At 76.2% G+C, this 25,858-nt stretch carries 20 protein-coding genes and 1 rRNA gene; 16 read left to right on the top strand and 5 right to left on the bottom strand.

Features of this window, described 5'->3' with window-relative positions:
• Positions 1–130 (bottom strand): 16S ribosomal RNA (locus K353_RS30560); the annotation flags it as partial.
• Positions 131–799: 669 nt separating this feature from the next.
• Between K353_RS30560 and K353_RS30555 the strand changes: the two genes are divergently transcribed.
• Both K353_RS30555 and ptsP read left to right on the top strand, forming a co-directional pair.
• A complete protein-coding gene (locus K353_RS30555; protein WP_014134685.1) occupies positions 800–1,249 on the top strand; it encodes a PTS glucose transporter subunit IIA in 450 nt (149 codons plus the stop codon).
• Positions 1,250–1,297: 48 nt separating this feature from the next.
• On the top strand, positions 1,298–2,968 hold the full coding sequence (ptsP, locus tag K353_RS30550; RefSeq protein WP_111556745.1) for a phosphoenolpyruvate--protein phosphotransferase: 1,671 nt from the start codon (positions 1,298–1,300) through the stop codon (positions 2,966–2,968).
• A gap of 74 nt (positions 2,969–3,042) precedes the next feature.
• Here the strand turns inward: ptsP and K353_RS30545 are convergent, their stop codons facing one another.
• Positions 3,043–5,085 carry an acetoacetate--CoA ligase gene (locus K353_RS30545; RefSeq protein ID WP_111556744.1) on the bottom strand — a complete coding sequence of 681 codons (2,043 nt, stop codon included), beginning with the start codon at positions 5,083–5,085 and terminating at the stop codon, positions 3,043–3,045.
• A gap of 155 nt (positions 5,086–5,240) precedes the next feature.
• Here K353_RS30545 and K353_RS30540 point away from each other — a divergent pair, with 155 nt between their 5' ends.
• Positions 5,241–6,842 (top strand): NAD(P)/FAD-dependent oxidoreductase, encoded by a 1,602-nt coding sequence (locus K353_RS30540; protein WP_111556743.1) that lies wholly within the window; start codon positions 5,241–5,243, stop codon positions 6,840–6,842.
• A gap of 46 nt (positions 6,843–6,888) precedes the next feature.
• Here K353_RS30540 and K353_RS30535 read toward each other — a convergent pair whose 3' ends face one another.
• Positions 6,889–7,440, bottom strand: coding sequence for an NUDIX domain-containing protein (locus K353_RS30535; RefSeq protein ID WP_111556742.1), 552 nt, complete (start codon positions 7,438–7,440; stop codon positions 6,889–6,891).
• Positions 7,441–7,722: 282 nt separating this feature from the next.
• Here K353_RS30535 and K353_RS30530 point away from each other — a divergent pair, with 282 nt between their 5' ends.
• The 7 genes from K353_RS30530 (at position 7,723) to K353_RS30500 (ending at position 16,708) form a co-directional block, all read left to right on the top strand.
• Positions 7,723–8,031: a hypothetical protein gene (locus K353_RS30530; RefSeq protein ID WP_233533933.1), complete on the top strand. Its 309-nt coding sequence runs from the start codon at positions 7,723–7,725 to the stop codon at positions 8,029–8,031.
• Between the two features lie 305 nt (positions 8,032–8,336).
• Entirely contained in the window at positions 8,337–9,308 is a 972-nt protein-coding gene (locus K353_RS30525) for a UbiA family prenyltransferase (protein WP_111556740.1), read from the top strand.
• Positions 9,305–10,993 carry a class I adenylate-forming enzyme family protein gene (locus tag K353_RS30520; protein WP_233533932.1) on the top strand — a complete coding sequence of 563 codons (1,689 nt, stop codon included), beginning with the start codon at positions 9,305–9,307 and terminating at the stop codon, positions 10,991–10,993. Before K353_RS30525 ends, K353_RS30520 begins: the two co-directional genes overlap by 4 nt.
• A 48-nt stretch (positions 10,994–11,041) precedes the next feature.
• Positions 11,042–12,502: an NAD(P)/FAD-dependent oxidoreductase gene (locus K353_RS30515; RefSeq protein ID WP_199528296.1), complete on the top strand. Its 1,461-nt coding sequence runs from the start codon at positions 11,042–11,044 to the stop codon at positions 12,500–12,502.
• A complete protein-coding gene (locus K353_RS30510) occupies positions 12,502–13,359 on the top strand; it encodes a methyltransferase domain-containing protein (RefSeq protein WP_111556739.1) in 858 nt (285 codons plus the stop codon). Before K353_RS30515 ends, K353_RS30510 begins: the two co-directional genes overlap by 1 nt.
• Positions 13,356–14,975 carry a CoA transferase gene (locus K353_RS30505; protein ID WP_111556738.1) on the top strand — a complete coding sequence of 540 codons (1,620 nt, stop codon included), beginning with the start codon at positions 13,356–13,358 and terminating at the stop codon, positions 14,973–14,975. The genes K353_RS30510 and K353_RS30505 overlap by 4 nt, the downstream gene beginning before the upstream one ends.
• 92 nt (positions 14,976–15,067) lie before the next feature.
• Positions 15,068–16,708 carry a class I adenylate-forming enzyme family protein gene (locus tag K353_RS30500; RefSeq protein WP_233533931.1) on the top strand — a complete coding sequence of 547 codons (1,641 nt, stop codon included), beginning with the start codon at positions 15,068–15,070 and terminating at the stop codon, positions 16,706–16,708.
• A gap of 114 nt (positions 16,709–16,822) precedes the next feature.
• Here the strand turns inward: K353_RS30500 and K353_RS30495 are convergent, their stop codons facing one another.
• Together K353_RS30495 and K353_RS30490 are read right to left on the bottom strand one after the other, a co-directional pair.
• Positions 16,823–18,031, bottom strand: coding sequence for a DegT/DnrJ/EryC1/StrS aminotransferase family protein (locus K353_RS30495; protein ID WP_111556737.1), 1,209 nt, complete (start codon positions 18,029–18,031; stop codon positions 16,823–16,825).
• Between the two features lie 7 nt (positions 18,032–18,038).
• Positions 18,039–19,208, bottom strand: coding sequence for a DegT/DnrJ/EryC1/StrS aminotransferase family protein (locus K353_RS30490; RefSeq protein WP_111556736.1), 1,170 nt, complete (start codon positions 19,206–19,208; stop codon positions 18,039–18,041).
• Positions 19,209–19,442: 234 nt separating this feature from the next.
• On the opposite strand from K353_RS30490, the gene K353_RS30485 reads away from it, so the two are divergent.
• The 6 genes from K353_RS30485 (at position 19,443) to K353_RS30460 (ending at position 25,727) form a co-directional block, all read left to right on the top strand.
• Positions 19,443–20,528: a hypothetical protein gene (locus K353_RS30485; protein ID WP_199528295.1), complete on the top strand. Its 1,086-nt coding sequence runs from the start codon at positions 19,443–19,445 to the stop codon at positions 20,526–20,528.
• An 83-nt stretch (positions 20,529–20,611) separates the two neighbouring features.
• On the top strand, positions 20,612–21,679 hold the full coding sequence (locus K353_RS30480) for a sugar phosphate isomerase/epimerase (protein WP_199528294.1): 1,068 nt from the start codon (positions 20,612–20,614) through the stop codon (positions 21,677–21,679).
• A complete protein-coding gene (locus K353_RS30475) occupies positions 21,669–23,018 on the top strand; it encodes a M20/M25/M40 family metallo-hydrolase (RefSeq protein ID WP_111556735.1) in 1,350 nt (449 codons plus the stop codon). Before K353_RS30480 ends, K353_RS30475 begins: the two co-directional genes overlap by 11 nt.
• A gap of 101 nt (positions 23,019–23,119) precedes the next feature.
• On the top strand, positions 23,120–24,319 hold the full coding sequence (locus K353_RS30470; RefSeq protein WP_233533930.1) for an Ldh family oxidoreductase: 1,200 nt from the start codon (positions 23,120–23,122) through the stop codon (positions 24,317–24,319).
• Positions 24,316–25,284, top strand: a complete 969-nt coding sequence (locus K353_RS30465; RefSeq protein WP_111556734.1) for a Gfo/Idh/MocA family protein — start codon at positions 24,316–24,318, stop codon at positions 25,282–25,284. Before K353_RS30470 ends, K353_RS30465 begins: the two co-directional genes overlap by 4 nt.
• The gene (locus K353_RS30460; protein WP_111556733.1) at positions 25,281–25,727 is read left to right on the top strand and encodes a hypothetical protein; all 447 of its coding nucleotides are present in this window, start codon (positions 25,281–25,283) and stop codon (positions 25,725–25,727) included. Before K353_RS30465 ends, K353_RS30460 begins: the two co-directional genes overlap by 4 nt.
• Positions 25,728–25,858: the final 131 nt, after the last annotated feature.

Here is a 25,858-nt window from a genome sequence, read left to right as displayed (position 1 = left end):
CAGGGCAGATTCCCCACGTGTTACTCACCCGTTCGCCACTGATCCACCCCGAAGGGCTTCACCGTTCGACTTGCATGTGTTAAGCACGCCGCCAGCGTTCGTCCTGAGCCAGGATCAAACTCTCCGTGAATGCTTCCACGAAAGAGCGGCACGGCGACCACCGGAATAAGGCGGCCCCGCGCACTGCGTCCTCGCTAGTGTTTTACTTCAAAAGGAATCTCCAACCCCGAACAGAGTCGAGGCCGGGGATGTCAACATATCTGGCGTTGACTTTTGGCACGCTGTTGAGTTCTCAAGGAACGGACGCTTCCTTCGACCGGCCTTCCGACCGCATCTCCGGGCGCTTCGTTCTTTCGTGTTTCGAGCTTACCAGATCGTTTATTCGGCGTTGACCGAAGCTTTACTCGCCTGACTTGCTCTGTTTACCGCCGTTGCGCGGCGACCTGAGCAACCATAGCGGGTCGGTGGCCGAGCGCCTAATCGGAGTGGGGCGAAGTTCACCCGGTTGGGCCCGTGCGGGGCGGGTGGGAGTGGCAGGTGGGGGCTCACTCGGATGCCGTAGAGTGCGGCGGGTTGGCCGAGAGGACTAGACCACTTGCGGGTGGCGGGGTCGACGGGGAGGGTGCGGGGCGGTCGGTTCGTGTGCGGCTCGATTGGGGTGGGAGGGGATCTTCACCCGGGCGGCTCGCGGGCGTTATGTCATGGGATGTCCGAAGTTGACGTAATTTTGGTTCAGTCGATCAATGGGCCGCTGCCTCGCGGCCGCACGCGATGTACTCCGTACCTGGGAGGCTCCACCATGACCACTGTCACGTCGCCGCTCGCCGGTCGCGCTGTCGGCCTCGCCAACGTTCCCGACCCGGTGTTCGCGGGGGCCATGGTCGGGCCGGGGACGGCGATCGATCCGTTGCGGGAGCCGATCGAGGCGGTGGCTCCGGTGGACGGGCAGGTGGTGTCGATGCATCCGCACGCGTTCGTGGTGATGGACGAGAACGGGCACGGGGTGCTGACGCACCTGGGGATCGACACGGTGCAGCTCAACGGGGAGGGGTTCGAGCTGCTGGTGCACAAGGGGGACCGGGTGAAGCGGGGGCAGCCGGTGATCAAGTGGAATCCGGCGGCGGTGGAGGCGGCCGGGAAGTCCCCGATCTCGCCGATCGTGGCGCTGGAGGCGTCGGCGGAGCAGTTGAGCGGGGTGGCGGAGTCGGGCGAGGTCACGGCCGGCGGCGAGCTGTTCATCTGGAACTGACGGAAGTGACGGAACTGACGGCGACGGACGGCGAAGGGGTTTCGGACCATGGAGCGGACGCTGCGGGGCGTGGGGGTCAGCCACGGGGTCGCCATCGGACAGGTGCGGCACATGGGGACGGCGGTGCTGGAGCCGCCGGTGGCCCAGGTGTCGGCCGAGGAGGTGCCGCGGGAGCGGGACCGGGCGCAGGCGGCGGTGGACGCGGTGGCCGCGGACCTGGTGGCGCGCGGGAACCTGGCGGGGGGTGAGGCGCAGGCGGTGCTGGAGGCGCAGGCGCTGATGGCGCAGGACCCGGAGCTGTTGGCGGACGTGAACCGGCGGATCGAGTCGGGGAGCAGCGCGGAGCGCGGGGTGTACGACGCGTTCGCGGCGTACCGGGAGCTGCTGGCGGCGGCGGGTGAGTACCTGGCGGGGCGGGTGGCGGACCTGGACGACGTGCGAAACCGGATCGTGGCGCGGCTGCTGGGGGTGCCGATGCCGGGGGTGCCGGACAGCGACGAGCCGTACGTGCTGCTGGCGCGGGACCTGGCGCCGGCGGACACCGCGTTGCTGGACCCGTCGCTGGTGCTGGGGTTCGTGACGGAGGAGGGCGGGCCGACCTCGCACAGCGCGATCCTGGCGCGGGCGATGGGGGTGCCGGCGGTGGTGGCGCTGGCGGGGGCGACGGGGTTGGCGGAGGGGGTGGTGGTGGCGGTCGACGGGGCGTCGGGCGAGGTGGTGGTGGAGCCGGCGGCGGAGCGGCAGGAGGAGTTGCGTCGGCTGGCGGCGGAGCGGAGGGCGGCGCTGGCGGCGTCGAGCGGGCCGGGGCGGACGTCGGACGGGTTCATGGTGCCGTTGCTGGCGAACGTGGGCGGTCCGGGGGACGTGCCGGCGGCGTTGGAGAACGGGGCGGAGGGCGTCGGGCTGTTCCGGACGGAGTTCCTGTTCCTGGACGATTCGGCGCACGCGCCGAGCGAGGACAAGCAGGTCGAGGCGTACCGGAAGGTGCTGGAGGCGTTTCCGGAGGCCCGGGTGGTGGTGCGGGTGCTGGACGCGGGGGCGGACAAGCCGTTGGAGTTCCTGACGCCGGGGGACGAGCCGAATCCGGCGCTGGGGGTGCGCGGGCTGCGGACGCTGCTGGAGCACCCGGAGGTGCTGCGGTCGCAGTTGCGGGCGCTGGCGCGGGCGGCGGAGGGGTTGACGGTGCGCCTGGAGGTGATGGCGCCGATGGTGGCGGACGGGGTGGACGCGCGGGCATTCGCGGCGGCCTGTCGGGAGGTGGGGTTGGACGCCAAGTACGGGGCGATGGTGGAGATCCCGTCGGCGGCGCTGCGGGCGGGGGCGATCCTGCGGGAGGTGGAGTTCGTGTCGCTGGGGACGAACGACCTGGCGCAGTACGCGTTCGCGGCGGACCGGCAGGTGGGGTCGTTGGCGCGGTTGCAGGACCCGTGGCAGCCGGCGTTGCTGGACCTGATCGCGGCGGCGGCGGAGGCGGCGAAGGCGGCCGGGAAGAGCTGCGGGGTGTGCGGGGAGGCGGCGTCGGACCCGCTGCTGGCGTGTGTGCTGACGGGGCTCGGGGTGACGAGCCTGTCGATGGGTGCGGCGGCGATCCCGTACGTGCGGGCGGGGCTGGCGCGGGCGTCGTTGGCGCAGTGCCAGCGGGCGGCCGAGGCGGCGCGGGCGGCGGACGGTGCGGCGGAGGCGCGGGAGGCGGCGCAGCGGGTGCTGTCCGGGGAGTAGGGGTCGCGGACTCCCGAGGGGTCGCTGCCGCCGTGGGGGCGGTGGCGGCCCCTCGAGGCCTTTCGGGCTGCGGGTCAGGGCTGCTTGCGGGTGGTGGCGAGCCGTTCGAAGAAGCGCAGGTGGTCGAGGTTGTCGACGGAGCCGGGGTTGACGGCCCGGGTGAGGGGGGTGCCGCCGAGCAGGCGTTTGACGGGGACTTCGAGGCGCTTGCCGGTGAGGGTGTGCGGGAGGCCCTGGACGGTGATCACCTCGTCGGGGACGTGGCGGGGGGAGAGTTGGGTGCGCAGTGAGGTGCGGATGCGGGTGGTGAGGTCCTCGTCCAGTTCGGCGCCGGGGGTGAGGACGACGAACAGCGGCATCCAGTAGCCGCCGTCGGGTTCTTCGAGGCCGATGACCAGGGATTCGGCGATCTCGGGGAGGCGTTCGACCACCTCGTAGATGTCGGCGGAGCCCATCCGGACGCCCTGGCGGTTGAGGGTGGAGTCGGAGCGGCCGTGGATGACGACGGTGCCGCGGGAGGTGGCGGTGATCCAGTCGCCGTGGCGCCAGGTGCCGGGGTAGGTGTCGAAGTAGCTGTCGTGGTAGCGGTGGCCGTCGGGGTCGTTCCAGAAGCCGGTGGGCATGGACGGGAGCGGCTTGGTGACGACGAGTTCGCCGACGGTGTCGGTGTGCGGGTGGCCGTCCTGGTCCCAGGACTCGACGGCGGCGCCGAGGCAGGGGGCCTGGATCTCGCCGAGGTGGACGGGGAGGGTGGGGACGCCGCCGACGAAGCAGGAGCAGACGTCGGTGCCGCCGCTGACGGAGGCGAGCCAGAGGTCGGACCCGACCTCGTCGTAGATCCACTGGAAGCCGTCGGGCGGGAGCGGGGAGCCGGTGGTGCCGAGGCAGCGGACGGCGGAGAGGTCGAGGTCGCGGCCGGGGTGGAGGTCGGCCTTGCGGCTGGCGATGACGTAGGCGGCGGAGGTGCCGAGGACGGTGGCGCGGGTGCGGGCGGCGACGGACCAGAGGGCGCCGGTGTCGGGGTGCCCGGGGCTGCCGTCGTAGGTGACGATCGTGGTTCCGGTGAGCAGGCCGGCGAGGAGGAAGTTCCACATCATCCAGCCGGTGGAGGTGTACCAGAGGAAGCGGTCGTCGGGGCCGAGGTCGAGGTGGAGGGCGGCCTGCTTGAGGTGTTCGACCAGGATGCCGCCCTGGCTCTGCACGATGGCCTTGGGGAGGCCGGTGGTGCCGGAGGAGTAGAGCACCCAGAGCGGGTGGTCGAAGGGGACGGGTTCGAAGACGGGTTCGGTGTCGGCGGCGACCAGGTCGTCGTAGCGGAGGGTGCCTTCGGGGGCGGGGGTGTCCAGGAGCGGGACGTGGATGACGGTGTTCAGGGTGGGGAGTTCGCGGCGGAGTTCGGCGACGACCTGGGTGCGGTCGTGGTCCTTGCCGCCGTAGTGGTAGCCGTCGACGGCGAACAGGACGGTGGGTTCGATCTGCTGGAGGCGGTCGAGGACGCTGCGGGCGCCGAAGTCGGGGGCGCAGCTGGTCCAGGTGGCGCCGACGGCGGCGGTGGCGAGGAGGGCGACGGCGGCCTGCGGGACGTTGGGCAGGTAGGCGCCGACCCGGTCGCCGGGGCGGACGCCGTGCGCGCGCAGGGCGGCGGCCAGCGAGCCGACCTGGCGGCGGAGTTCGGACCAGGTGGTGGCGACGGGTTCGGTGGTGCGCTCGTCCAGGTGGAGGATCGCGGGGCGGTCGGCGTTGGCCGGGTCCTCGGCGGCGCGCAGGGCGTGTTCGGCGTAGTTGAGGGTGGCGCCGGGGAACCACGTCGCGCCGGGCATGGTGGCGGGTTCGGCGAGGACGGCGGCGGGCGGGGTGTGGAAGCGGACGTCGAAGTACTCCGTGACGGCCGTCCAGAAGCGGGTGAGGTCCTCGGTGGACCAGCGGTGGAGGTCCGCGTAGCGGGTGGCGGCCTCGGCGTCGGTGGTGACCGGGGCGAGCGGGGCGGCGGGGGCGCCGTGGTGGTCGGCGGCCCAGCGCTGGAAGGCGACCAGGCGGCTGGCGGCGGCGCGGGCGGGGTCGGGGCGCCAGAGCGGCTCGGGGTGGTGCTGGTCCTGGGGGGTCGGAGGGGTGCTCACGTGGTGGTCTCCAGGCCGGGGCGGGGACGGCGGGGCTGGTGGCGGCCGTCCGTGCGGTGCTGACGCTGCCGACCCTGCCACGTGATCGTCCGGTGGTCCAGGGTCGCGCGGTCGGGGTGCTGGTGGGGGCGGGCGGGAGGTGGTAGACCGGCGGGATGACGGTGGCGTACGACGTGGTGATCGTGGGCGGCGGGCACAACGGGCTGGTGGCGGCCGGGTACCTGGGGCGGGCCGGGCTGCGGGTGCTGGTGCTGGAGCGGCTGGGGCACGTCGGCGGGGCGGCGGTGTCGGAGCGGGCGTTCGCGGGGGTGGACGCGCGGCTGTCGCGGTACTCGTACCTGGTGAGCCTGCTGCCGCGGCGGATCCTGGCCGACCTGGGGGTGCGGGTGGAGTTGCGGCGGCGGCGGATCTCCTCGTATACGCCGTGGGAGCGGGACGGGCGGGTCGGGGGGTTGCTGGTGGACGGCGGGGACGAGCGGCGGACGGCCGAGTCTTTCCGTGAACTGACCGGTGGGGAGCGGGAGTTCGCTGCGTGGCGGGAGTTCTACGGGATGACCGGGCGGGTGGCGGAGCGGGTGTTCCCGTCGCTGACGGAGCCGCTGCCGTCGCGGGCGGAGCTGCGGGCGCGGGTGGACGATCCGGTGGCGTGGGCGGAGTTGTTCGAGCGGCCGTTGGGCGAGGCGCTGGAGCGGCGGTTCGCGGACGACGTGGTGCGGGGGGTGGTGCTGACGGACGCGCTGATCGGGACGTTCACGCACGCGCACGACCCCTCGCTGCGGCAGAACCGGTGCTTCCTGTACCACGTGGTGGGGGGCGGGACGGGTGACTGGGACGTGCCGGTGGGCGGGATGGGGGCGGTGACCGGGGCGCTCGCGGGGGCGGCGCTGGCGGGCGGGGCGGAGCTGCGGACGGGGTGCGAGGTGGTGGCGGTGGATCCGGGGGGCGCGGCGGGGCCGGCCGAGGTCGGGTACCTGGACGCGGACGGGGTGGAGCGGCGGGTGGGGGCGCGCTGGGTGCTGTGCAACGCGGCGCCGGCGGAGTTGGCGCGGCTGGTGGGCGAGCGGGCCGGGGAGGCGGCGCCGGAGGGGGCGCAGCTGAAGGTGAACATGCTGCTGAGCCGGCTGCCCCGGCTGCGGGACGGGGCGGTGGACGTGCGGGACGCGTTCGGGGGGACGTTCCACGTCGCGGAGTCGTACCGGGAGCTGGAGGGGGCGTACCGGGAGGCGGCGGCGGGGCGGCTGCCCTCCCCCGCGCCGTCGGAGATCTACTGCCACTCGCTGGCGGACCGGTCGATCCTGGGGCCGGGGGTGCCGGCGGGGGCGCAGACCCTGACGCTGTTCGGGCTGCAGGTGCCGGCGCGGCTGTTCGCCGCGGACCCGGAGGGGGTGCGGGAGGCGGCGCTGGCGGGGGTGCTGGCGGCGTTGGACGGGGTGCTGGCGGAGCCGTTGGCGGACTGCCTGGCGGTGGACGGGGAGGGGCGGCCGTGCCTGGAGGTGCGCGGGCCGCTGGACCTGGCGGCGGACCTGCGGCTGCCGGGCGGGAACATCTTCCACCGGGACCTGGCGTTCCCGTTCCGGGCGGAGGACGGGGACGGGGGCGGGGATGACGGTTCCGGGGGTTCCGGCGGGGACGTGGGCCGGTGGGGGGTGGGGACCGGGCATCCGCGGGTGCTGGTGTGCGGGGCCGGGGCGGTGCGGGGCGGCGGGGTGAGCGGGATTCCGGGGCACAACGCGGCGATGGCGGTGCTGGGGCGCTGACCGCGACCGGTGGCGGGGGCGGGGGCGGGGGCGGGACCGGCCGGGTTCAGCGGGGCGCGTACTCGCCGTCGAACCAGGAGCGGGCCACCCGGGTGTGGAACGGGAAGGCCAGCGGGGTCTCGACGGTGGCGAGCTCCCAGCCCTCGGTCTCGTCGGTGGGGACGGAGGGCGGCAGGTCGGCCAGGTCGCGGGCCGGGAAGAGGGCGAACAGGCAGAGGAAGCCGCCCCGGGCGTCGGAGTCGGTGGCGACCAGCAGGGCCTCGGCCGGGTCGGCCAGGATGCCGGTCTCCTCGCGCAGTTCGCGGGCGGCGGCCTGCTGCCAGCTCTCGCCGTAGTCGACGTAACCGCCGGGCAGGGCGAGCAGGCCGTAGCCGGGTTCGATGGTGCGGCGGATGACGGTCAGCCGGGTCTCGCCGTCGGGGAGGTGCACCGGGAGCAGGGCGACCGTGACCGGGAGCGGGTTGCGGTAGCTGATCTCGCCGCAGCCGGGGCAGGTGCGCGGCCAGGCGGTGGTGCCGGCCGGGTAGGGCGTCCCGCACCAGTGGCAGTGGGTGTTGGGGCCGAAGACGGCGGGGCGGGCGGACGGCTGGGTCGTCATGGGGGCGATGGTAGTCCGGCCGGGTGCCGGGCGGGGCGGAGTCCGCACGGGTCGGCGGCGGGTCGGTGGGCGGTCGGCGGCCGGTCGGTGGGGACGGCTCGGAGCGGTGCGCGCAGGGCGTGGGGCGGGGGCGTGCGGAGGCGCGGTCGGCGCGGGGCGGGCGGGGGTGCGGTCCGGCCGGGCGGGTGAATCCGGTGGGCGCGGTTGGATTCGGAGTGTGTGCGCACGATAGCGATGGGGTGTTCCGTGATGGGCACGGAAGTCGACCGTTCACGAAGGATGATGGTGCGAGCGATTCTGATCTCCCTGCTGGCGGCGGGCTCGGTGGTCGGGCTGGCGGCACCGGCCCCGGCGGCGGTGCGCGCGGCGAGCGGTGACGTGGTGGTGTTCTCGACCGAGGCGCAGCCGCTGGACGTCTACCACGACCCGGCCGGCTGCCGGCAACTCCCGACGGTGGCGCACGTGTTGACGAACCTGACCGACCGCCCGGTGAAGGTGTACGGCAACCCGTTCTGCCTGGGCCCGTCGGTGGCGGTGCAGCCGGGCTACGGGACGCACGTGCCGGGTGGGGCGGGGAGCTTCTCCGCCTGAGCGGAGGGCGCGGGCGGCCCGGGAGCGGCGGGCGGTCCGGGCCGTTCGGGCGGGGGCGGAAATGCGGTCGGACGATCGCACGGGCGGTCGGGGAAATAGCCGATCGCCCGCTTTTTCTCTGATCACAGAAATGCGTCCGAACGGTCGCACTATGTCATGATGGCGACCGCCGACTCCTGGCCCGTCGCGGCGAATTGGCGCGCCGTCGGCGCGCGCACCGTCGGTGCGGTCGGCCCGTTGTCTCCGGCCCCCCGCGGCAGTTCGCGTCCCGGGTCGCGGCCGCCGTCGAGAGGACTGCGTTTCCCGTGGAGCACGTCGCACTTCCCGCTGCCCCCGAGGCGGCCCCGGTCCCCTGGCGGGCGTACGCCCGGCTGGCCAAGCTCGACATCTGGGACTACTACCTGAGCGTCCCGCTGGTGGCCGCGCTGGTGCTGGCCGCCGGGTCCGGGGCGGGGGCCGGGACGACCGTGCCGGTGCTGGCGCTGTTCCTGGCGGGCGAGGTCGCGATGAGCGCGGCCATGTGCACCTTCGACGACGTCACCGGGTACCGGGACGGCAGCGACGCGGTGAACTACGGGCCGGACGCGCCCGCCCGGCGGCTGGCCCGCAAGCCGCTGGTGGCGGGCACCTTGACGGAGCGCCAGGCGATCCGCTTCGGGTGGGCGGCGGTCGCGCTCTGCGTGCTGTGCTGGGCGGCGGCCGTCGCGGCGGCGCCCGCCCGGCCCTGGTGGGCGGTGGCGGGAACGGCGGTGCCGGCGGTGTTCGGCTTCCAGTACACCTGGTGGCTGCGGATCAGCTACAACGGCTTCCAGGAGTTCTTCCTGGCGGCGCTGGGCTGGTTCTTCGTGCTGCCGCTGTACGGGCTGCTGACCGGGCGGTCCGACGGCTTCGCGGTGGTGCAGGCGCTGGTGTTCGGGCTGGGGCCGCTGCTGTTCGGCGTGTACTCCAACACCAACGACATCCCCGGCGACCGGGCGGTGGGGCGCCGGACCGCCGCCGTGCTGCTCCCGCCGCGCGGCAACGCGGCGTTCGTGGCCGGGTGTTCGGCGCTGGAGGCGGTGCTGGTGGTGGGCTCGGCGGCGGCCGGGTTCGCGCCGTGGTGGTTCCCGCTGGTGATGGCGCCGGTGATCGCGCTGCGGGCCCGGCAGTGGGTGCTCGGGTTCGTCCGGGGCGAGATCCTGCTCGCCCGCCGGCTGGGCATCCACCTGCACCGGGTGTGCTGCGCGCTGCTGATCGGCACCGACCTGGCCCTCGCGGTGTTCGGCGGTGGGCTGTGAGCGGCGGAACGGCGAGCGGCGCGGCGGGACCCGGCGGGACGCGGCACGGCGGGACGCGGCACGGCGGGGCGGGGGCGCCGTTCGGGCGGCTGCCGCTCGACCTGGGGCCGCTGTTCGACACGCTGGCCGACCAACGGCCTTCGGTGGACGTCCGGTTGGGCCGTCCGCTGGACCTGGCACCGGAGCGGGGCACCGTCTACGACACCGCCCAGGTGGCCGAGCTGGTGCGGGAGACCGCGGCCTGGCTGGTGGCGGCCGGGGCCGGGCCCGGGTCGTCGGTGGCGGTCGTCAAGCGCAACCACTGGGACTACGTGCTGCTGGCCTGCGCGGCGGCCCGGATCGGGGCGGTGCCCGCGCTGCTGTCGGACCGGGTGCCGCCGGACGCCCTGGGCGCGCTGCTGCGGCGGCTGCGGCCGGACGTGCTGGTCACCCAGCGGGACGTGCTGGGCGGGGCGCGGGCGGCCGGGGTGGAGCCGACCGGCCTGGCCGGGCGGACGGTCTGCCTGGACGGGCCGTCGCCGGGCACGCTGGCGGTGGACGAGCTGCGCGGCGGGCCGGTGCCGGGGGTGCGCACCCGCGGGGAGGACGAGCCGCTGGCGGTGATCCACACCTCGGGCACCACCGGCGTCCCCAAGCTGGTGGTGCACTCGACCCGGACGCTGATCCGGCGGCTGTCGGCGTTCGAGGCGCGGCCCTGGCCGGTGCTGTCGGTGCGCCGCACGGACACCGTGGCCAGCGCCGTCTCGTTCGCCCACGGGCGGGCGCTGACCTGGACGGTCAGCGCGTTCTGGCGGGCGCCGAGGACCGTCGCGCTGCTGCCGGACGCGGACCCGTCGGCAGCTGCCGCGCTGCTGCGCAGCCACCCGCCGACCGTCCTGGAGGCGCTGCCGTCGAGCTACGTGCGCTGGCAGCCGCTGACGGCCGGGGCGGGCAACCCGTTCCGGGACGTGCGGCTGTTCATCTCGACCTTCGACGCGATGCACCCGCCGACGGTGCGGGCGTTCCTGGACGCCAGCCGGCGGCGGCGCCCGGTGTGGATGCAGGGGTGGGGGCAGAGCGAGACCGGGCCGCTGAGCTTCCGGTTCCTGACCCGGGGGGCGCTGGCCGGGCCCGTCGGACGGCACCCGACCACCCGCGACCTGGGGCGGCCGGTGCCCGGCTGGGTGCGGGTGAAGGTCGTCGACCCCGCGCGGCCCGGGCGGGCGGTGCGGCCCGGCGAGACCGGGATGCTGTACGCCCGCACCGGGGCGCTCTGCCTGGGCTACCTGGGCGAGCCGGAGCGCTGGGGGCGCAAGCTCGACGGCCGCTGGTTCAACACCGGGGACCTCGGCACCCGGACCCGCGACGGCCGGGTCTTCGTGCTCGACCGGGAGGTCGACATGGTGCCCGGGCTGAGCTGCGTCGAGATCGAGGACGTGCTGCACGAGCGGCTGCCGGACGTCGAGGAGGCCGTCCTGCTGTCGGTGGCCGACGGCCGCCCGCAGCCGGTGCTGGTCACCGCGGACGGCGGGCTCGACCCGGCGCGCTGGCGGGACGCGGTGCGCGACCTGCCGCCGCTGGCCGAACCGCTGGTGGTCGGCTGGGACGCGGTGCCGCGGACGGCCACCGGGAAGGTGCGGCGGCACGAGCTGCGGGCCCGGGTGCTGGCCGGCAGCGCCGGGATCGGGACCGGGCAGTGGACGTAAACCGTGCTGGCGATAGCGGGAGTTGAGACGGTGAGGGAGCGGAGCGCAGTGGACGGGGACGAGGGCGGGGCCGAGGTGGAGGTCGACGTCGCGGTGGTCGGGGCGGGGATCGCCGGGCTGGCCGCGGCGCACCACCTGGTGGCGGCCGGACGGTCGGTGCGGGTCTTCGAGGGGGCGGACCGGGTGGGCGGGCGGATGGCCTCCGACCGGGTGGACGGGTGGCTGCTGGACGAGGGCGCGGAGACCATCGCGGGGGCCGGGTACGAGGCGACCTGGGAGCTGATCCGGGCGGTCGGCCTGCCGGAGTCCGAAGTGCCGGTGGTCGAACCCGGGTTCGCGCTGTGGCGGCATGGCCGGGCGCACGCCCACCTCGGGCACCCGAAGGGGCTGCTGACCGGCGCCGGGCTGTCCTGGCGGGGACGCTGGGCGTGGCTGCGCTTCACCGCCGAACTCGCCACCGCCTGGCGCGGGTTCGACCCCGACCGGCCGGAGACCGCGCCCAGCCGGGACGCGACGCTCAGCGAGTTCTGCGCCGGTTCGCCCGGGCGGGAGGAACTGCTGGCGGCGATGCTGCAACCGCTCTCCGGCCACTGCTTCGGCTGGCGGCCGGAGAGCTCGGCCGTCGCCCCGATGGTGGCCACCCTGCTCTCGGTGGGCGGCGCCGGGGCCCGCTGGATGACCTACCGGGACGGGATGGACACGCTGGCCCGCCGCCTGGCCGAGCGGCTGCCGGTGGAGCTGGGGCGCCGGGTGGTCGCCGTCCGGGAGCGGGCGGAGGGCGAACCCGGCGGTGTGCTGCTGGAGTTCGCGGACGGGGCCCGGGTCCGGGCCCGGCAGGCGGTGCTGGCGGTGCCCGCGCCGCTGGCCCTGGAACTGCGCGGGGCGGACCTCCCGGACCGGGAGCGGGCCTACCTGGCGGCGAGCACGTACACGCCGATGCTCAAGGTGGCCTGCCTGCTGGACCGGCCGCTGCCGAGCCCGACCGGGGCGCCGAGCTACGCGCTGTCGGTGCCGGAGACGGAGAGCCGGGTCTGCACCGGGCTGATCCTCGACCACCTGAAGGCGGACGGGCGGGCGCCCGCGGGCAAGGGGCTGGTCAGCGTGTTCGCCTCGCCGTGGCTCTCCCCCGCGCTGCTGGACGAGCCGGACGAGCGGGTGGTGGAGACGCTCTGCGCGGAGGCCGAGCGCTTCCTGCCCGGCCTGCGGGCGGCCACCGTCCGGACGCTGGTGCACCGCTTCCCGCTCGGGCTGCCGCAGGGCGCGCCGGCGGCGGTCCGGGAGCGGGCCGCGTTCCTGGACCGGCCGACCCGGGCGGTCGAGTACGCCGGGGACTGGGTGATGCTGCGGCCGAGCAGTGAGGGCGCGGTGCGGTCGGGGCGGCTGGCGGCGCGGCGGGTGCTGGCGCACGCGGGCGCGGGTTCCGGTGCGGGCGTCGTGGTGGGTGCGGGTGGCACGGCGGGCGCGGGTTCCGGTGCGGGCGCGGGTGTCGCCGCGGTGGGGCGGGCGTGATGGGCGGGGCGGTGGCGGCGGCCGGGTCGGTGGCGGAGGTCGGAGCCGGACTCGGGGACGGGGACGGGGATGCGGTCGGGGGGTCGTACCTGTTCGACAACGGGAGCGTGCACGCGGCCGGGCAGCACCGGTGCCTGGCGGCGTGGCTCGATCCGATCAGTGTCGGCGCGCTGCGGGCGGGCGGGGTCGGGCCGGGGATGCGCTGCCTGGACGTGGGCACGGGGGCGGGGAGCGTCGCGGTCTGGCTGGCCGGGCAGGTGGCGCCCGGGGGCTCGGTGTTGGCGACGGACCTGGTGCCGCTGCCGGTGCCCGCCCGGCCCGGGCTGACGGTGCGGCGGCACGACGTGGTGCGGGACCCGCTGCCGGAGGGTGCGTTCGACCTGGTGCACGTCCGGCTGGTGCTCTCCCACCTGCCGGAGCGGGAGGCGGTGCTGGCGAAGCTGTTCGCCGCGCTGCGGCCCGGCGGGGTGCTGCACCTGCTGGAGTTCGACGCCGAGTACGCGCCGGTGCTCACCGTCGCCGACGAGCGGGACCGGGAGCTGTACGAGCGGTACCAGCGGGCGAAGTTGCGGGCCTTCCGGGCGCGCGGTTCGCACCAGGGCTGGGGCCGGGAGTGCGCCGGCGCGCTGGTGCGGGCCGGGTTCACCGGGGTGGAGGCGGAGGCCCGGATCGGCATGCTCGCACCCGGGACGCCGCAGTTGGAGATGCAGCTGCACAACACCTGGCACCTGCGCGGGGCGCTGCTGCGGCAGGGGCTGACGGAGGACGAACTCGCCCGGCTGCGCGGGATGTTCGGCGACCCGCGGTTCCTGGCCTGCTCGAACGTGGTGTACGCGGTGCACGGGCGGCGGCCGTGAGCGGGCCGGTGCTCGGCACCCGGCCGCGGCTGGCCCGGGAGGTGGCGGCGGGGCTGCTGCGCGCCTCCGGGGTGCGGGTCGCGGAGGGCGACCTGCCGGACGGCGAACTGCTGGAGGTCGGAGGCGAGTTGGCCTGCCGGATCTCCTGGGCGGGCCCGCTGGGGCTGGCGGTCGGCAGCGAGGCGGACGTCCAGGCGGCCTGCGGGGTGATGCACGTGCACGGCCGGCGGTACGGGGCGCCCACGCCGCTGCGGGTGGACTTCGCGTCGGTGGCCGCCGGGGTGCTGGCCGCGACCGGCGCGCTGGCGGCGCTGCGCGCGCGGCGGGCGGGCACGGCGTACCGCGAGGTGGGCGTCTCGGTGGCGCAGGCCGCGCTGCTCGGGCTGGCGCAGTACCTGGCGGCGGCCACCGCCCCGGACCGGGAGGGCGCGGAGCCGGCCGGGACGGGCGGGCCGCCGTTCCGCGCGGCGGACGGGGTGTGGTTCGAGCTGGAGGCGCTGGCGGCCGACGGCTGGCTGCGGTTCTGGTCCGAACTGGGCGTCGATCGGCGGGTGGTGGGCCGCGCCTGGCTGCCGTTCCAGGCCCGGTACGGGACGGCGGCCTGCCCGCTGCCGGAGGAGCTGTTCGCGGCGGCACGGGCGGTCGGCCACCGGCGGCTGGCGCGGATCGCCGCCGAGTGCGGGGTGGAGCTGACGGTGGCGGCGGCCCGGCCGGGCGTCCTGGGCGGGATGCCGTGGCGGCTGCGGGCGGGCGGGGCGGCGGGGTCGGGCGGGGCGGCGGGGGCCGCCTCGTCGCCGTCCGCGCCGCCGACCCGTGGGCCGCTGGACGGCGTGACGGTGGTGGAGATCGCCCGGCGGGTCCAGGGGCCGCTGGCCGGACGGGTGTTGGCGCTGCTCGGGGCCACCGTGGTGCGGGTCGAACCGCCGGGCGGGGACCCGCTGCGCGGGGTGCCGCCGATGACGGCCGACGGCGGGGCGGCGGGCGGCGGGGCGTCCGGCGGCGTGGTGCACGGCGCGGCGGCGGTGTCGGCGCGGTTCGCGGCGCTCAACCGTGGCAAGGGGGTGCTGGAGGCGGACCTGCGCGACGCCGAAGGGCGTTCGGCGGTACGGGAGTTGGTGCGGGGCGCTGACGTGCTGCTGCACAGCCTGGCGCCCGCGAAGGTCGCCGGGCTGGGGCTGGACGCCGGGACGGTCGCCGCGCTGCGCCCCGGGCTGGTGTACGCCCAGGCCAGCGGCGGCGGGCCCGGGCTGAGCACCGACTACCCCGTCCAGGCGCACTCCGGCCTGGCCGCACTGCTGGCGCCGGACGGGCTGCCGCCGCGCCCCACCCTGCTGACCGTCTGCGACGTGCTGGGCGGCCTGGTCTGCGCGGCGGGGGCGGTGGCGGCACTGGAGGCCCGCGAACGGACCGGGCGGGCCCAGCACGTCGAGTCCTCGCTGCTGTCGGCGGCCCGGCTGCTGTGCGGCGCGGCGGGCGACCCGGGCGCGCCGGACGGCGGGGCGGAGGTGTGCACGGACCTGGGCGTCCTGGCGCGCGACCCCCGGGTGGCGGCGGCGTTCGAGTTCGGCGCGGACGGGTGCGCGTTCGTCCGCGCGCCCTGGGAGTTCGGGACGTGAGGCAGTGGCGGGCGTGGACCGGGGGGTTCGGTTGTTGGTCGGCGGATCGGTGAACGGGAGTGGTGGCTGTGGCGTGGGTTTCGGTGGCTGGCGTGGAGTTCCCCGACCGGGTGGACCGGGAGTTGCGGGAGCGCTGGGTGGAGCGGGGCTGGTGTCCGGGGCGGGGGCTGTATGAGCTGTTCGCGGAGCGGGTGGCGGCGGACGGGGCGCGGGTGGCGGTGGTGGACCGGGGCGGTGAGCTGTCGTACGCGGAACTCGGCCGCCGGGTGCGGGGGTTGGCGGCGGGGCTGGCCGCGCGGGGGGTGCGGCCGGGGTCGGTGGTGGGGGTGAAGGTGCCCGCGGACCGGCGGGCCCCGGTGGTGGATCTGGCGGTGGCGGCGCTGGGCGCGGTGGTGCTGCCGTGCACGCCCGGGCACGGGCGGCGGGACCTGCTGGCGGTGTGGGGGACGGCGCGGGTGGACGCGGTGGTGACGGCGCCGGAGTGGAAGGCGCTGGTGGACGGGCTGCGGCCGGAACTCCCGGACCTGCACGAGGTGGTGGTGCTGGACGAGGACCCGTGGCCGGAGCGGGACGGCTGGCGGCCGGCGGCGGTGGACCCGGAGGCACCGGCCCGGATCCTGCTCTCCTCGGGTTCGGAGGCCGCACCGAAGCTGGTCGCATACTCGCACAACGCCCTGGCCGGCGGGCGCGGGCGGTACGTGGAGCGGGTGTTGGAGACGGCGGACGGCGCGCCGCCGCGGGTGCTGCTGCTGGTGAGCCCGGCGACGGCGTACGGCTCGCTGGCGGTGGTGGCGCTGGTGCGGTGCGGGGCGACGGTGCTGCTGCCGCCGGGCGGGGAGCGGTTCGATCCGGAGGGGGCGCTGGCGGCGGTGGGGCGGTGGCGGCCCACCCACCTGGCGGCGGTGCCGACCATGCTGCGCCGGATGGCGGAGCTGCCCCCCGCGCCGGGTGAGGACCTGTCCTCCTTGCAGGCGGTGGTGTCGAGCGCGGCGGCGCTCTCCCCCGCGGTGCTGGGTGCGGCGCTGCGGCGGTTCGGCTGCCCGGTGGTGAACGTGTACGGCGCCAGCGACGGCCTGAACTGCCACGCGCGCTGGGACGATCCGGACGGCGACGTGCTGCGGGTGGGGCGGCCGGACCCGCGGGTCGCGGAGTTCCGGGTGTGCGGGCCGGACGGGCGGCCGGTGCCGGCCGGGGTGCCGGGCGAGTTGCAGGCGCGCGGGCCGATGTCGCCGCTGTGCCACGTCGGGGAGCCGGAGTCGGACGCCCGGCTGCGGGTGGACGGGGGCTGGGTGCGCTCCGGCGACCTGGGGGTGCTGGAGGCGGACGGCTCGCTGCGGGTGCTGGCCCGGATCAGGCAGACGGTGAACCGGGGCGGGGTGTCGATCTCCACCGCCGAGGTCGAACAGCTGCTGGAGGGGCACCCGGAGGTCGCGGAGGCGGTGTGCGTGCCGGTGCCGGACCCGGACCTCGGGGAGCGGATGTGCGTCTGCGCGGTGCCGCGCGGCGCGGGGCTGGAGCTCGCCGAACTGACGCTGTTCCTGGCCGAGTTGTGCGGCCTTGAGCGGTACAAGCTGCCGGAGCGGCTGGTGGTGCTGGAGCGGCTGCCGGTGGGCGCGTCCGGGAAGCCGGACCGGCGGGTGATCGCGGAGCTCGCCGCGGCGGCCGTACGCGACGCCGGGGCCGCGACGGACGGGGCCGCGGAGGGCGGGGCCGTGGGGGCGGCGGCGGGCTGAGGGACGCGCCAGTCGGTGGGCGCCGCCGCCGCGCTGTCGGGGCGGCGGCGCCCACCAGGGCCGCGGGGTGCGGGGCGCGGGGTGCGGTGGCGGTGGCGGTGGCGGTGGCGCCGGTCAGGCCGGGAAGGTGAGGACGGCGGTGGTGATCCGTTCGACCTGGGCGTCCGTCAGGTGCGGGTAGACCGGGAGGGACAGGCACTGCCGGGTGGCGCGTTCGGCGTTCGGCCAGTGGCCGTCGGCGGGGGCGGCGTGGGCGAAGGCGGGCTGGTGGGGCAGCGGCTGCGGGTAGTAGACGTGGCTGTCGACGCCGTGCGCGGCCAGGTGCCGCCGGAGGTCGTCGCGGCGTTCGGCGAGCAGCGTGTAGACGTAGTAGCAGCGGCCGTCGGTGCCGGACGGGGGCGGGAGGACGCCGCGGGCGGCGAGCGGGGTGAAGTGCGCGGTGTAGTGGGCGGCGATCTCGGCGCGGCGGGCCAGCCGGGCGGCCAGGCCGGGGTGGCGGCGCAGTTGGAAGGCGGCGAGGACCTCGTCGAAGCGGCTGTTCAGGCCGATCAGGTGGTGCCGGAAGCGGTGCACGCCGTCCTGGCCGTGGTTGCGCAGCATCCGTACGGTGCGGGCGAGTTCGCGGTCCCCGGTGACCACGACGCCGCCTTCGCCGGGGCCGCCGAAGGACTTCACCTGGACGAAGGAGAAGACGCCCGCGTCGCCCCAGGTGCCGGCCGGGCGGCCGTCCAGGACGGCGCCCTGGGCGACCGCGGAGTCCTCGATCAGGCGCAGGCCGTGGCGGGTGGCCAGGGCGCGCAGGCGCGGCATGTCGGCCATCACGGAGAACATGTGGGCGGGCATCAGCGCCCTGGTGCGGGGAGTGATCAGCGCCTCGGCCGCGTCCGGGTCCATGACCAGGGTGTGCGGGTCGATGTCAGCGAACACCGGGGTGGCGCCGACGCCGAGGACGGTGTTGGCGAGCGGGGCGCAGCCGAAGGCGGGGACGACCACCTCGTCGCCGGGGCCGATGCCCAGGGCGCGCAGGATCAGGGTGAGTGCGGTGGTGCCGCTGCCGCAGGCGATGACGTCCTCGGTGCCGAGGTCGGTGCGGAGCAGGTCCTCGAAGCGGGCGGTGCGCTCGCCGAGGATGAAGCGCTGGGCCGGGTCGGTGGCGACCTCGCGGACGGTGTCGAGCAGCAGGCGGCGGTCGTCCTCGAACAGGTCGGGCGGGAAGAACGGAATGGTGGCGGCGGCCTCGGGGGTACCGGCCCGGGCGGTGGCGGCGGTTCCGGTGCCGGTGCCAACGGTTCCGGTGCCGGTGGCGGCGGTGCTGGTGGTCATCGGCGGGTCAGCGCTGCTTTCCGTGCTGGAAGTCGCGGACCAGGTCGCTGACCAGGTCCAGTTCGTGGTCGGCGAGGTCGGGGTAGAGCGGCAGCGCGAGGGCGCGGTCGCAGGCGGCTTCGGCGTACGGGAACTCGCCCGGGCGGTGGCCGAGTCCGGCGAAGCAGGGCTGGAGGTGCAGCGGCGTCGGGTAGTACGTCTCGGTCTGGACGCCGTGCCGGGCGAGGTGGGCGGCGAGTGCGTCGCGCCGGTCGGACTCGATCAGGTAGACGTACCAGACCGGGTCGGTGGCGGCGTCCCGGGCCAGGACGGTGGGCAGGGTGAGGCCGGGGGTGCCGGTCAGGCGTTCGGTGTAGCCGGCGGCGAGGGCGGCGCGGCGGGCGATGTCCTGGTCGGCGCGGCCGAGTTTGGCGAGCAGGACGGCGGCCTGGACGTCGTCCATCTTGCTGTTGGTGCCGAGCAGTTCGGTGGGGCGGTTGATGGTGCGGAAGTCGTCCAGGGTGCGGCCGGTGCGGCCGTGGTGGCGCATCGCGGAGACGGCTTCGGCGAGGGCGGGGTCGTCGGTGAGGACGGCGCCGGCGTCGCCGATCGCGCCGAGCGTCTTGGTGGGGAAGAAGGAGAGCACGCCGCCGGCGCCGTGCAGTCCGGCGTGCACGCCGTCCCAGCGCATGCCGAACGCCTCGGCGCTGTCCTCGACGACGGTCAGGCCGTGCCGGTCGGCGAGGTCCAGCAGGGCGCGCAGGTCGGCGAGTTGGTGGAACAGGTGGACCGGCATGACCATCCGGGTGCGGTCGGTGCGGACGGCCTCGACGCTCGCCGGGTCGAGGCAGTAGCCCAGCGGGTCGATGTCGGCGAAGACCGGGCGCCCGCCGGCCAGCACCACCGAGCTCGCCGAGGCGACGAAGCTGTAGGCGGGGACGATCACCTCGTCGCCGGGGCGCAGTCCGGCCGCGCGCAGCAGCAGGACCAGGGCGTCGGTGCCGCTGTTGACGCCGACCACGTGCCGGGCACCGGTCCAGGCGGCGAGGGCGGCCTCGAACTCCTCGACCTTCGGGCCGTGCGAGTACTTGCCGCGGTCCATCAGTTCGTCGAGGTGGCGCCGGGTGGTGGGCCAGAGGGATTCGAAGGTCTCGACCTGGGTGAAGAAGGAGACACCCGGGGAAGTAGTGGCGCCCATGAAGCTCTCATCGGATGGTGGGGATCGAGCGGGGGGAAAGGTCCGTGCCCGAATCTGCCGGGCATCCGAATCTATGCCGCCCGGACCCCGTCCACCCGGTGTGGAGAGCCGGTTCACTCCTTCGAATGTCCTTTCCGGTAAGCGATTTGACGGCGGAACGGATCGCCGTCGAAGTGCTGGTTGAATACCGGGCGAAGCAGCGCCGAAACGACCCGGAAGGAATGACGCCCCGCCATGCCGAACGGACTCGGGACCTTGCTCGTCGGAATGGGACGGGCCGGACACGGACTCCACCTCCCGGTGCTGCGCCGCCTGCGCGCCGAACCCGGCACCGCCCGGCTGTTCGCGGCCGGCCCGGTCCTCGCCGTCGACCCGTACCGGCACCCCGGGGCCGCCGCCGACCTGCGGCCGACCACCCTCGCCGAGGCGGCCCGGCTGCTCGACCCGGACCGCACCGTCGTCCACCTGTGCACCCCGCCCACCGAGCGGGCCGCCGCGCTGGACGCCCTCGGCCGGCTCGGCTACCGCCGGGTGCTGCTGGAGAAGCCGGTGGCCGCCGACAGCCGCGGTCTGGACGAGTTGCTCGCGCTGCGCGACCGGTACGGGCTGGACCTGGTGGTGGTCGCCCAGTGGCTGGGCAGCCGCCTCACCGATCGGCTGCGCGCGCTGCTCGCCCGGGACGCGTACGGGCCGCTGCGCACCATCCACGTCGTCCAGCGCAAGCCGCGGTTCTCCCGCTCGCTGGCCGGGGACGGGCACCCCACCGCGTTCGACGTCGAACTGCCGCACTCGCTCGGCCTCTGCCTCGCGCTCGCCGGGCCCGGCGAGGTGACCGGCGCGGGCGGCACCGACATGGTGGTCGACGGCCGGGTGCTGCCCCGGCTCGGCACCGCCTGGCTCAACCTCCAGCACCACGGCGGGGCGTGGACCCGGATCCGCTCCGACCTCACCTCGCCGGTGCGCGAGCGCCGGGTCACCCTGGAGCTCGCCCGCTCCACCCTGATCGGCCACTTCCCCGGCAGCGAGGCCGACGCGTACGCCCGGCTCACCGTCATCGACCACGAGGGCGAGCGCACCGAGCTGCTGCACGACGACGCGCTGGGCGGCTTCCTGGCCCGGACGTACGCCCACTACGCGGCCGACCCCGGCGGGGCGGCGGGCCCGGGGCGGCGGCGGGCCCACCCCGACCTGGCGGTCAACACCGAGGTGGTGCGGCTGCTCGACCGCGCCAAGGCGATCGCGGCGGGCGGCGGCGGGTCCGGCGGGTCCGGCGGGGACGGGCCTCGGGGCGGCGGGGGCCGGGCGGTGGCGGTCCGGTGAGCGCCTTCCGCGAGGGCGGCCGGACCGAGCGGCGACGGACGGCGCGACGGACGACGCGGCGGCGGGCGGTGGACCGGCGGGCGGTGGACCGGCGGCCGACCGTCCGGTTCGGCGGCATCGGCGACGAGGCCGCGCCCGACCTGGCCGGGCAGCTCGACGCCCTGGAGCAACTCGGCTGGAGCGAGCTGGAGTTGCGTACGGTGGACGGGATCTGGATCGCCGACCTGCCGCTCGGGCGGGTCACCGCCCTCGCCCGCACCCTGCGGCGGCGGGGCGTCCGGGTCTGCGGCCTCGCCTCCCGGATCGGCAACTGGGCCTCCGACGTCACCGACGGCCACGGGCCCGAGGAGCGGGAGCTCGCCGCCCTCGCCGAGCGCGCCGCCCTGCTCGGGACCGACCGGGTCCGGGTGATGTCCTACCCCAACGGCACCGGCCTGCCGGCGGCCGAGTGGCGTCGGCGGGTGCTGGAGCGGATGCGCCGCGTCGCGGCCGGCGCGGGCCGCGGCGGCCTGGTCGCGCTGCACGAGAACTGCGCGGGCTGGGGCGGGGCCTCGGCCGAGAACGCGCTCGACCTGCTCGCCTCGGTGGACAGCCCCGGGCTGCGGCTGCTGCACGACACCGGCAACGGCGCGGCGTACGGCTACGACGGGTTCGAGCTGCTGCGCCGGACCGTCGGGCACGTCGACCACGTGCACCTCAAGGACGCCGTCGGCCACGGCGCGGACACCCGGTACGTGCTGCCCGGCGCGGGGGACGCCCGACTCGCCGAGTCGCTGCGGCTGTTGACCGCGCGCGGCTGGCGCGGGGTGTGGTCGCTGGAGCCGCACCTGGCCACCCGGCCGCACCAGGGCCTGGCGGCGGACGGCGGCACCGACAGCGGATTCGTCGCCGCCGGACGGGCGTTGACCGACCTGATCGAACGCGAGGTGCTGCCGCACTCCCCCGGCTGGCGGCTCGTCCCGGGCGGCCTGGTCCGGGACGCGTCGGTGCCCCGGGCCACGGACGGGCGGTCCACGGATGAACAGGTCACGGACGAATGGGTCGCGGGCGGGCCGGTCGCGGGTGCGTCGGTCGCGGGCGGGCCGGTCGCGGGCGGGCCGGTCGCGGGTGCGTCGGCGGCCCGGGAAGGCGCGGTGTCCGATGCCCACTGAGCCGGTGCCGTCCGGGGCGGGGGTGGTGGAGCGCGCCCCGGCGGCCGACCAGGTCGTGGCGGAACTCTCGCCGGACGAGCGGGAGTTGCTGCTGGAGCTGCTGCGACTGCCCACCGCCGGGCCGCTGGAGACCGGCCCGGGCGCGCCGCTGCCGCGGCTGCCCGAGGCGCTGGGGGTGTACGCGCGGGCGGCGGCGGGCCTCGGGCTGGTGGAGCTGTACCGCGGTGCGCCCGGCCCGGACGAACTCGACCGTCCCGGCGTGCCGTTGACGGTCGGGCAGGCGGTCGCCGAGGTGCCCGGGTTCCTGGCCTGCCAGCCGAGTCTGGTGCTGCGCCTCGGACCGGAGCTGCCCCGGGCGGCGACGGTGATGTTCAACGTGCACCTGGACACGGTGGCCGGGTCGGAGCCGGTGGGGTTCGACGGGCGGCGGTTCACCGGGCGGGGCGCGATCGACGCCAAGGGCCCGGCGGTGGCGCTGCTGGCCGGCCTCCGGGCGGCGCTGGCGGCGGAGCCCCGGGTCGGGCGCGAGGTCGGGGTGCTGGTGCAGGCGGTGTCCGGCGAGGAGGGCGGCGCGATGGGCGTGTTCGGCACCCGTCCGCTGGTCGGGGCCGGGTACGTGGGCGCGCTGAACGTGTTCTGCGAGCCGACCGGCCTGCGCTACCTGCCGCGCGCCACCGCCGCCGCCACCGCCCGGCTGCGGGTGCGCGGCGAGGACGCGATCGACGACTGCCCGGGCGCGGGCCACAACGCGACGGTGCTGCTCGGCTTCCTCGCCCAGCACCTGGCACGGGAGTTGGGCCGCCTGCCCGGCCCGCGCGACCCGGTGTGCGTGGCGGGTCTGGGCACCGGTCCGCTGCACAACCGGGTCTACGGGAGCGGCGAACTGCTGCTCAACCTCCCCTACCGGGACGCGGGTGCGGGCCGCCGGGCGGAGGCCGCGGTCGAGGCGGCGGTCCGCTCCGGGCTGGACGCGTTCCGCCGCGGGTTCGCCGGGTTGCCGGAGTTCGCCCGGACGGCCGCCGACTGCGCCCGGATCACCCGGCTGGACTGGCCCAAGCGCGGCCTGCCGGTCCTGGACGGTCGGCACCCGGGGTTCGAGGACCTGCTGACCCGGCGGGCCGGCATCCCCCGGGTGCCGGACGGGGAACCGGCCTTCACCTGCGACGCGATCTGGGCGGCCGACCTGCCGGACGACTCGTTCACCGTGGTGCTCGGCCCCGGCGACCTCGGTGGCAACCGGGCGCACGCGGCGGGCGAGTTCGCCGAGGCGGCGCAGCTCGACGCCTTCGCCTCGGCGGTGGCCCGGCTGCTGGTGGCCTTCGCCCGCCACCGCCCCTGAGCCGTCCGCCCGCTCCGGCGCCGACCCGAAGTCCCATCCGTAGTCCCGCCCGTAGTCCCGCGCTACGTCCCACCCGAAGCCCTGTCTGGAGGCTGTTCCCCGTGACCACCGTGGCGTCCGCGCCCAGTGCCGCCGGTACCGTCCGCGTCCCGTACGCCGATCTGATCCGTTTCACCACCGAGGTGTTCACCGCGCACCGGCTGCCGCCCGAGCGGGCCCGGGCGGCGGCGGAGGCGCTGTGCTACGGCGACGCCGCCGGGATGGACTCGCACGGGCTGGCCAATCTGGGGCGGCTCTACCTGCCGCTGCTGGCGGAGGGCCGGGCCGATCCGCTGGCGGAGCCGGAGGTGGTGGCGGACCGGGGCGCGGCGGTGCTGGTGGACGCGGCGGGGGCGCTCGGGCTGTGGCAGGCCGGGGCGGCGATGGAGCTGGCGGCGGAGCGGGCCGAGCGGCACGGGATCGGGCTGGTGTCGGTGCGCCGGGCCACCCACTTCGGCTGTGCGGGCCACCACGCGGCGCGGGTCACCGGGCGCGGGATGATCGGGCTGCTGGCGTCGAACTGCGGGCGGCAGCGGATCGCCCGGCCGCCGGGCGGTGCGGTGGCGCTGCTGGGCACGAACCCGTGGAGCGTGGCCGCGCCGGCGGGTGAACTGCCGCCGTACGTGCTGGACATGAGCACCACGGCGGTGCCGACCGGCCGGGTCCGGGCGGCGGAGCGGGCGGGCCGGCCGATCCCGGAGGGGTGGCTGGCGGGGCCGGACGGGCGGCCGGTGACCGACCCGGGCGCGTTCGACCGGGGCGAGGCGCACCTGCTGTGGCTGGGGTCCGGTGCGGGCGGCGAGTTCAAGGGCTTCGGGCTGGGGCTGATGGTGGAGGTGCTGGCGGCGCTGCTGCCGGGGGCGGGGCTGGGCCCGGAGCCGGCCGCGCTGGCCGGGGACGGGCGGCCGTCCGGGCGGGACGACGACATCGGCGTCTTCGCGCTGGCGATCGCCCCGGCGACGCTCCGGGACGCCGGCCAGGTGGCCCTGGACGCCCGGACCCTGTTCGGGACGGTGCTGGACTGCCCTCCGGTGGAAGGGAGTTGCGGCCCGGTGGTGTACCCGGGCTGGCACGAGGCCCGGCGCACCGCCGAGTCGCACCGCGACGGGGTGCCGCTGGCCGCGCCCCTGCTGGCCGAACTCGCCACCATCGCGGCGGAGTTCGGCGTCCGTCCGGTGGCCGGAACGGTGGCCGGAACGGTCGCGGGGACAGTCGCCGGAACGGACGCGGGAACGGTCGCCGGGACGGAGGGCGGGCGGTGAGCGGGCTGCGGTTCGGGGTGGTCGGGCTCGGGGTGATCTCACGGTTCTACCTGGCCGCGCTGGAGCGGGTGCCGGGAGTGGAGGCGGTGGCGGTGTGCGACCGGGACGCCGCCGTGCTGGAGCCGTTCGGCGGCCGGGCGGCCTGCTTCACGGACCACCGGGAGCTGCTGGCGGCGGGCGGGCTGGACGCCGTCGTGGTGACCGTCCCGAACGACCTGCACCTGGCGATCTGCCGGGACGCGCTGCGGGCGGGCCTGCCGGTGTGCGTGGAGAAGCCGCTGGCGCTGCGGGCCGCGGAGGGCGAGGAGTTGGCGGTGCTGGCGGCCGAACGGCGGGTGCCGCTGTTCACCGCGTTCCACCGGCGGTACAACGCGGCGGTGCGGGAGCTGTGCGCGGCGCTCGCCGAACGGCCGGCGCCGGTGCGCTCGGTGACGGTGCGCTACTTCGAGCGGATCGAGGAGCACGTCGGCCGGGACCGCTGGTACCTGGACCCGGAGCGGTGCGGCGGCGGCTGCGTCGCCGACAACGGCCCGAACGCGTACGACCTGCTGCGGCTGCTGGCGGGCCGGATGGAGCTGTCCGGCGCGCGGGTGGTGCGCGACGGCGGCGGGGTGGACCGGTACGCGGAGCTGGAGCTGGCCGGGGCGGACGGGGTGCGCGGCCGGATCGAGCTGGACTGGTCGTACCCGGGCGAACTCAAGGACGTCACGGTGGAGTCGGCGGACGGCTCGGTGCTGCGGGCGGACCTGCTGGCCGGGCACGCGGGCTTCAAGCAGTCGCTGTGGCACGAGTACGAGGGCGTCGTCGGCGCGTTCGCCGGGCTGCTGCGCGGCGGGACGGACGGTTCGACGGGTGGCGCGGCGGACCGGGGCCCGGACGGGGTGGACGCGCTGCGGGTGGTCGAGGCGGCGTACCGGGCCGGGGCCGGGGCCGGGACGGCGGCGCGGGCGGAGGTGCGCGGATGATCCGGGATCGGGCGGCGCTCTTCCCGCAGCGGCCGCCGGTGCGCGAGAACGGGCCGAAGCGGACGGTGACCGGCACGCTGGTGAAGGTGCTGCTGCACAGCCGGACGGAGCGCGGGATGAGCCTGGAGCCGTTCGCCAGCCGGTGCGTACGGGCGGGCGAGGTGCACGAGTTGGTGACCACCGACCAGCGGGACACCGCGCCGGGGGCCCGGATCGACCGGGTGGGTTTCCTGGGGTTCGCGGAGATCGCGGTGGCCGGGGTGCTGGACCGGGGTGACGAGGTGTTCGTCGGCGAGCACCGGGTGGGCACGGTGCTGGGCTTCGACGCCTGCCACTTCCCCAACCACTACAACGTGCTGATCGCGGCCGACCGCCTGCTGACCGGGGAGTCGCTGGACCTGTTGCCGGAACTCCCGGTGCGGTTCGTCCCGGCCGGGAGCTGACCGGGCCCGGCCGACGGCCCCTGACCGGTGACGGCGGGACGACCAAGAGAACGGCAGAGAGGACGGCGGCGGGACGACGGCAGGGCCCGGAACGGGGGGCGCCCTCCCCGTTCCGGGCCCTTCGGGCGTCA

Origin of the sequence: Kitasatospora sp. SolWspMP-SS2h (genome assembly GCF_003259315.1) — a bacterium.
Taxonomy (GTDB): Bacteria; Actinomycetota; Actinomycetes; order Streptomycetales; family Streptomycetaceae; genus Kitasatospora; species Kitasatospora fiedleri.
The sequence above is the reverse complement of the archived record's forward strand: the minus strand, read 5'-3'. Positions and strand labels throughout refer to the sequence as shown.

Excerpts from the sequence above, each read along its gene's own strand:
- K353_RS30555 (WP_014134685.1), top strand. The coding sequence starts at position 800 with ATGACCACTGTCACGTCGCCGCTCGCCGGTCGCGCTGTCGGCCTCGCC.
- ptsP (WP_111556745.1), top strand. The coding sequence starts at position 1,298 with ATGGAGCGGACGCTGCGGGGCGTGGGGGTCAGCCACGGGGTCGCCATC.
- K353_RS30540 (WP_111556743.1), top strand. The coding sequence starts at position 5,241 with ATGACGGTGGCGTACGACGTGGTGATCGTGGGCGGCGGGCACAACGGG.
- K353_RS30535 (WP_111556742.1), bottom strand. The coding sequence starts at position 7,440 with ATGACGACCCAGCCGTCCGCCCGCCCCGCCGTCTTCGGCCCCAACACC.
- K353_RS30530 (WP_233533933.1), top strand. The coding sequence starts at position 7,723 with ATGGTGCGAGCGATTCTGATCTCCCTGCTGGCGGCGGGCTCGGTGGTC.
- K353_RS30510 (WP_111556739.1), top strand. The coding sequence starts at position 12,502 with ATGGGCGGGGCGGTGGCGGCGGCCGGGTCGGTGGCGGAGGTCGGAGCC.
- K353_RS30495 (WP_111556737.1), bottom strand. The coding sequence starts at position 18,031 with ATGACCACCAGCACCGCCGCCACCGGCACCGGAACCGTTGGCACCGGC.
- K353_RS30490 (WP_111556736.1), bottom strand. The coding sequence starts at position 19,208 with ATGGGCGCCACTACTTCCCCGGGTGTCTCCTTCTTCACCCAGGTCGAG.
- K353_RS30485 (WP_199528295.1), top strand. The coding sequence starts at position 19,443 with ATGCCGAACGGACTCGGGACCTTGCTCGTCGGAATGGGACGGGCCGGA.
- K353_RS30475 (WP_111556735.1), top strand. The coding sequence starts at position 21,669 with ATGCCCACTGAGCCGGTGCCGTCCGGGGCGGGGGTGGTGGAGCGCGCC.
- K353_RS30460 (WP_111556733.1), top strand. The coding sequence starts at position 25,281 with ATGATCCGGGATCGGGCGGCGCTCTTCCCGCAGCGGCCGCCGGTGCGC.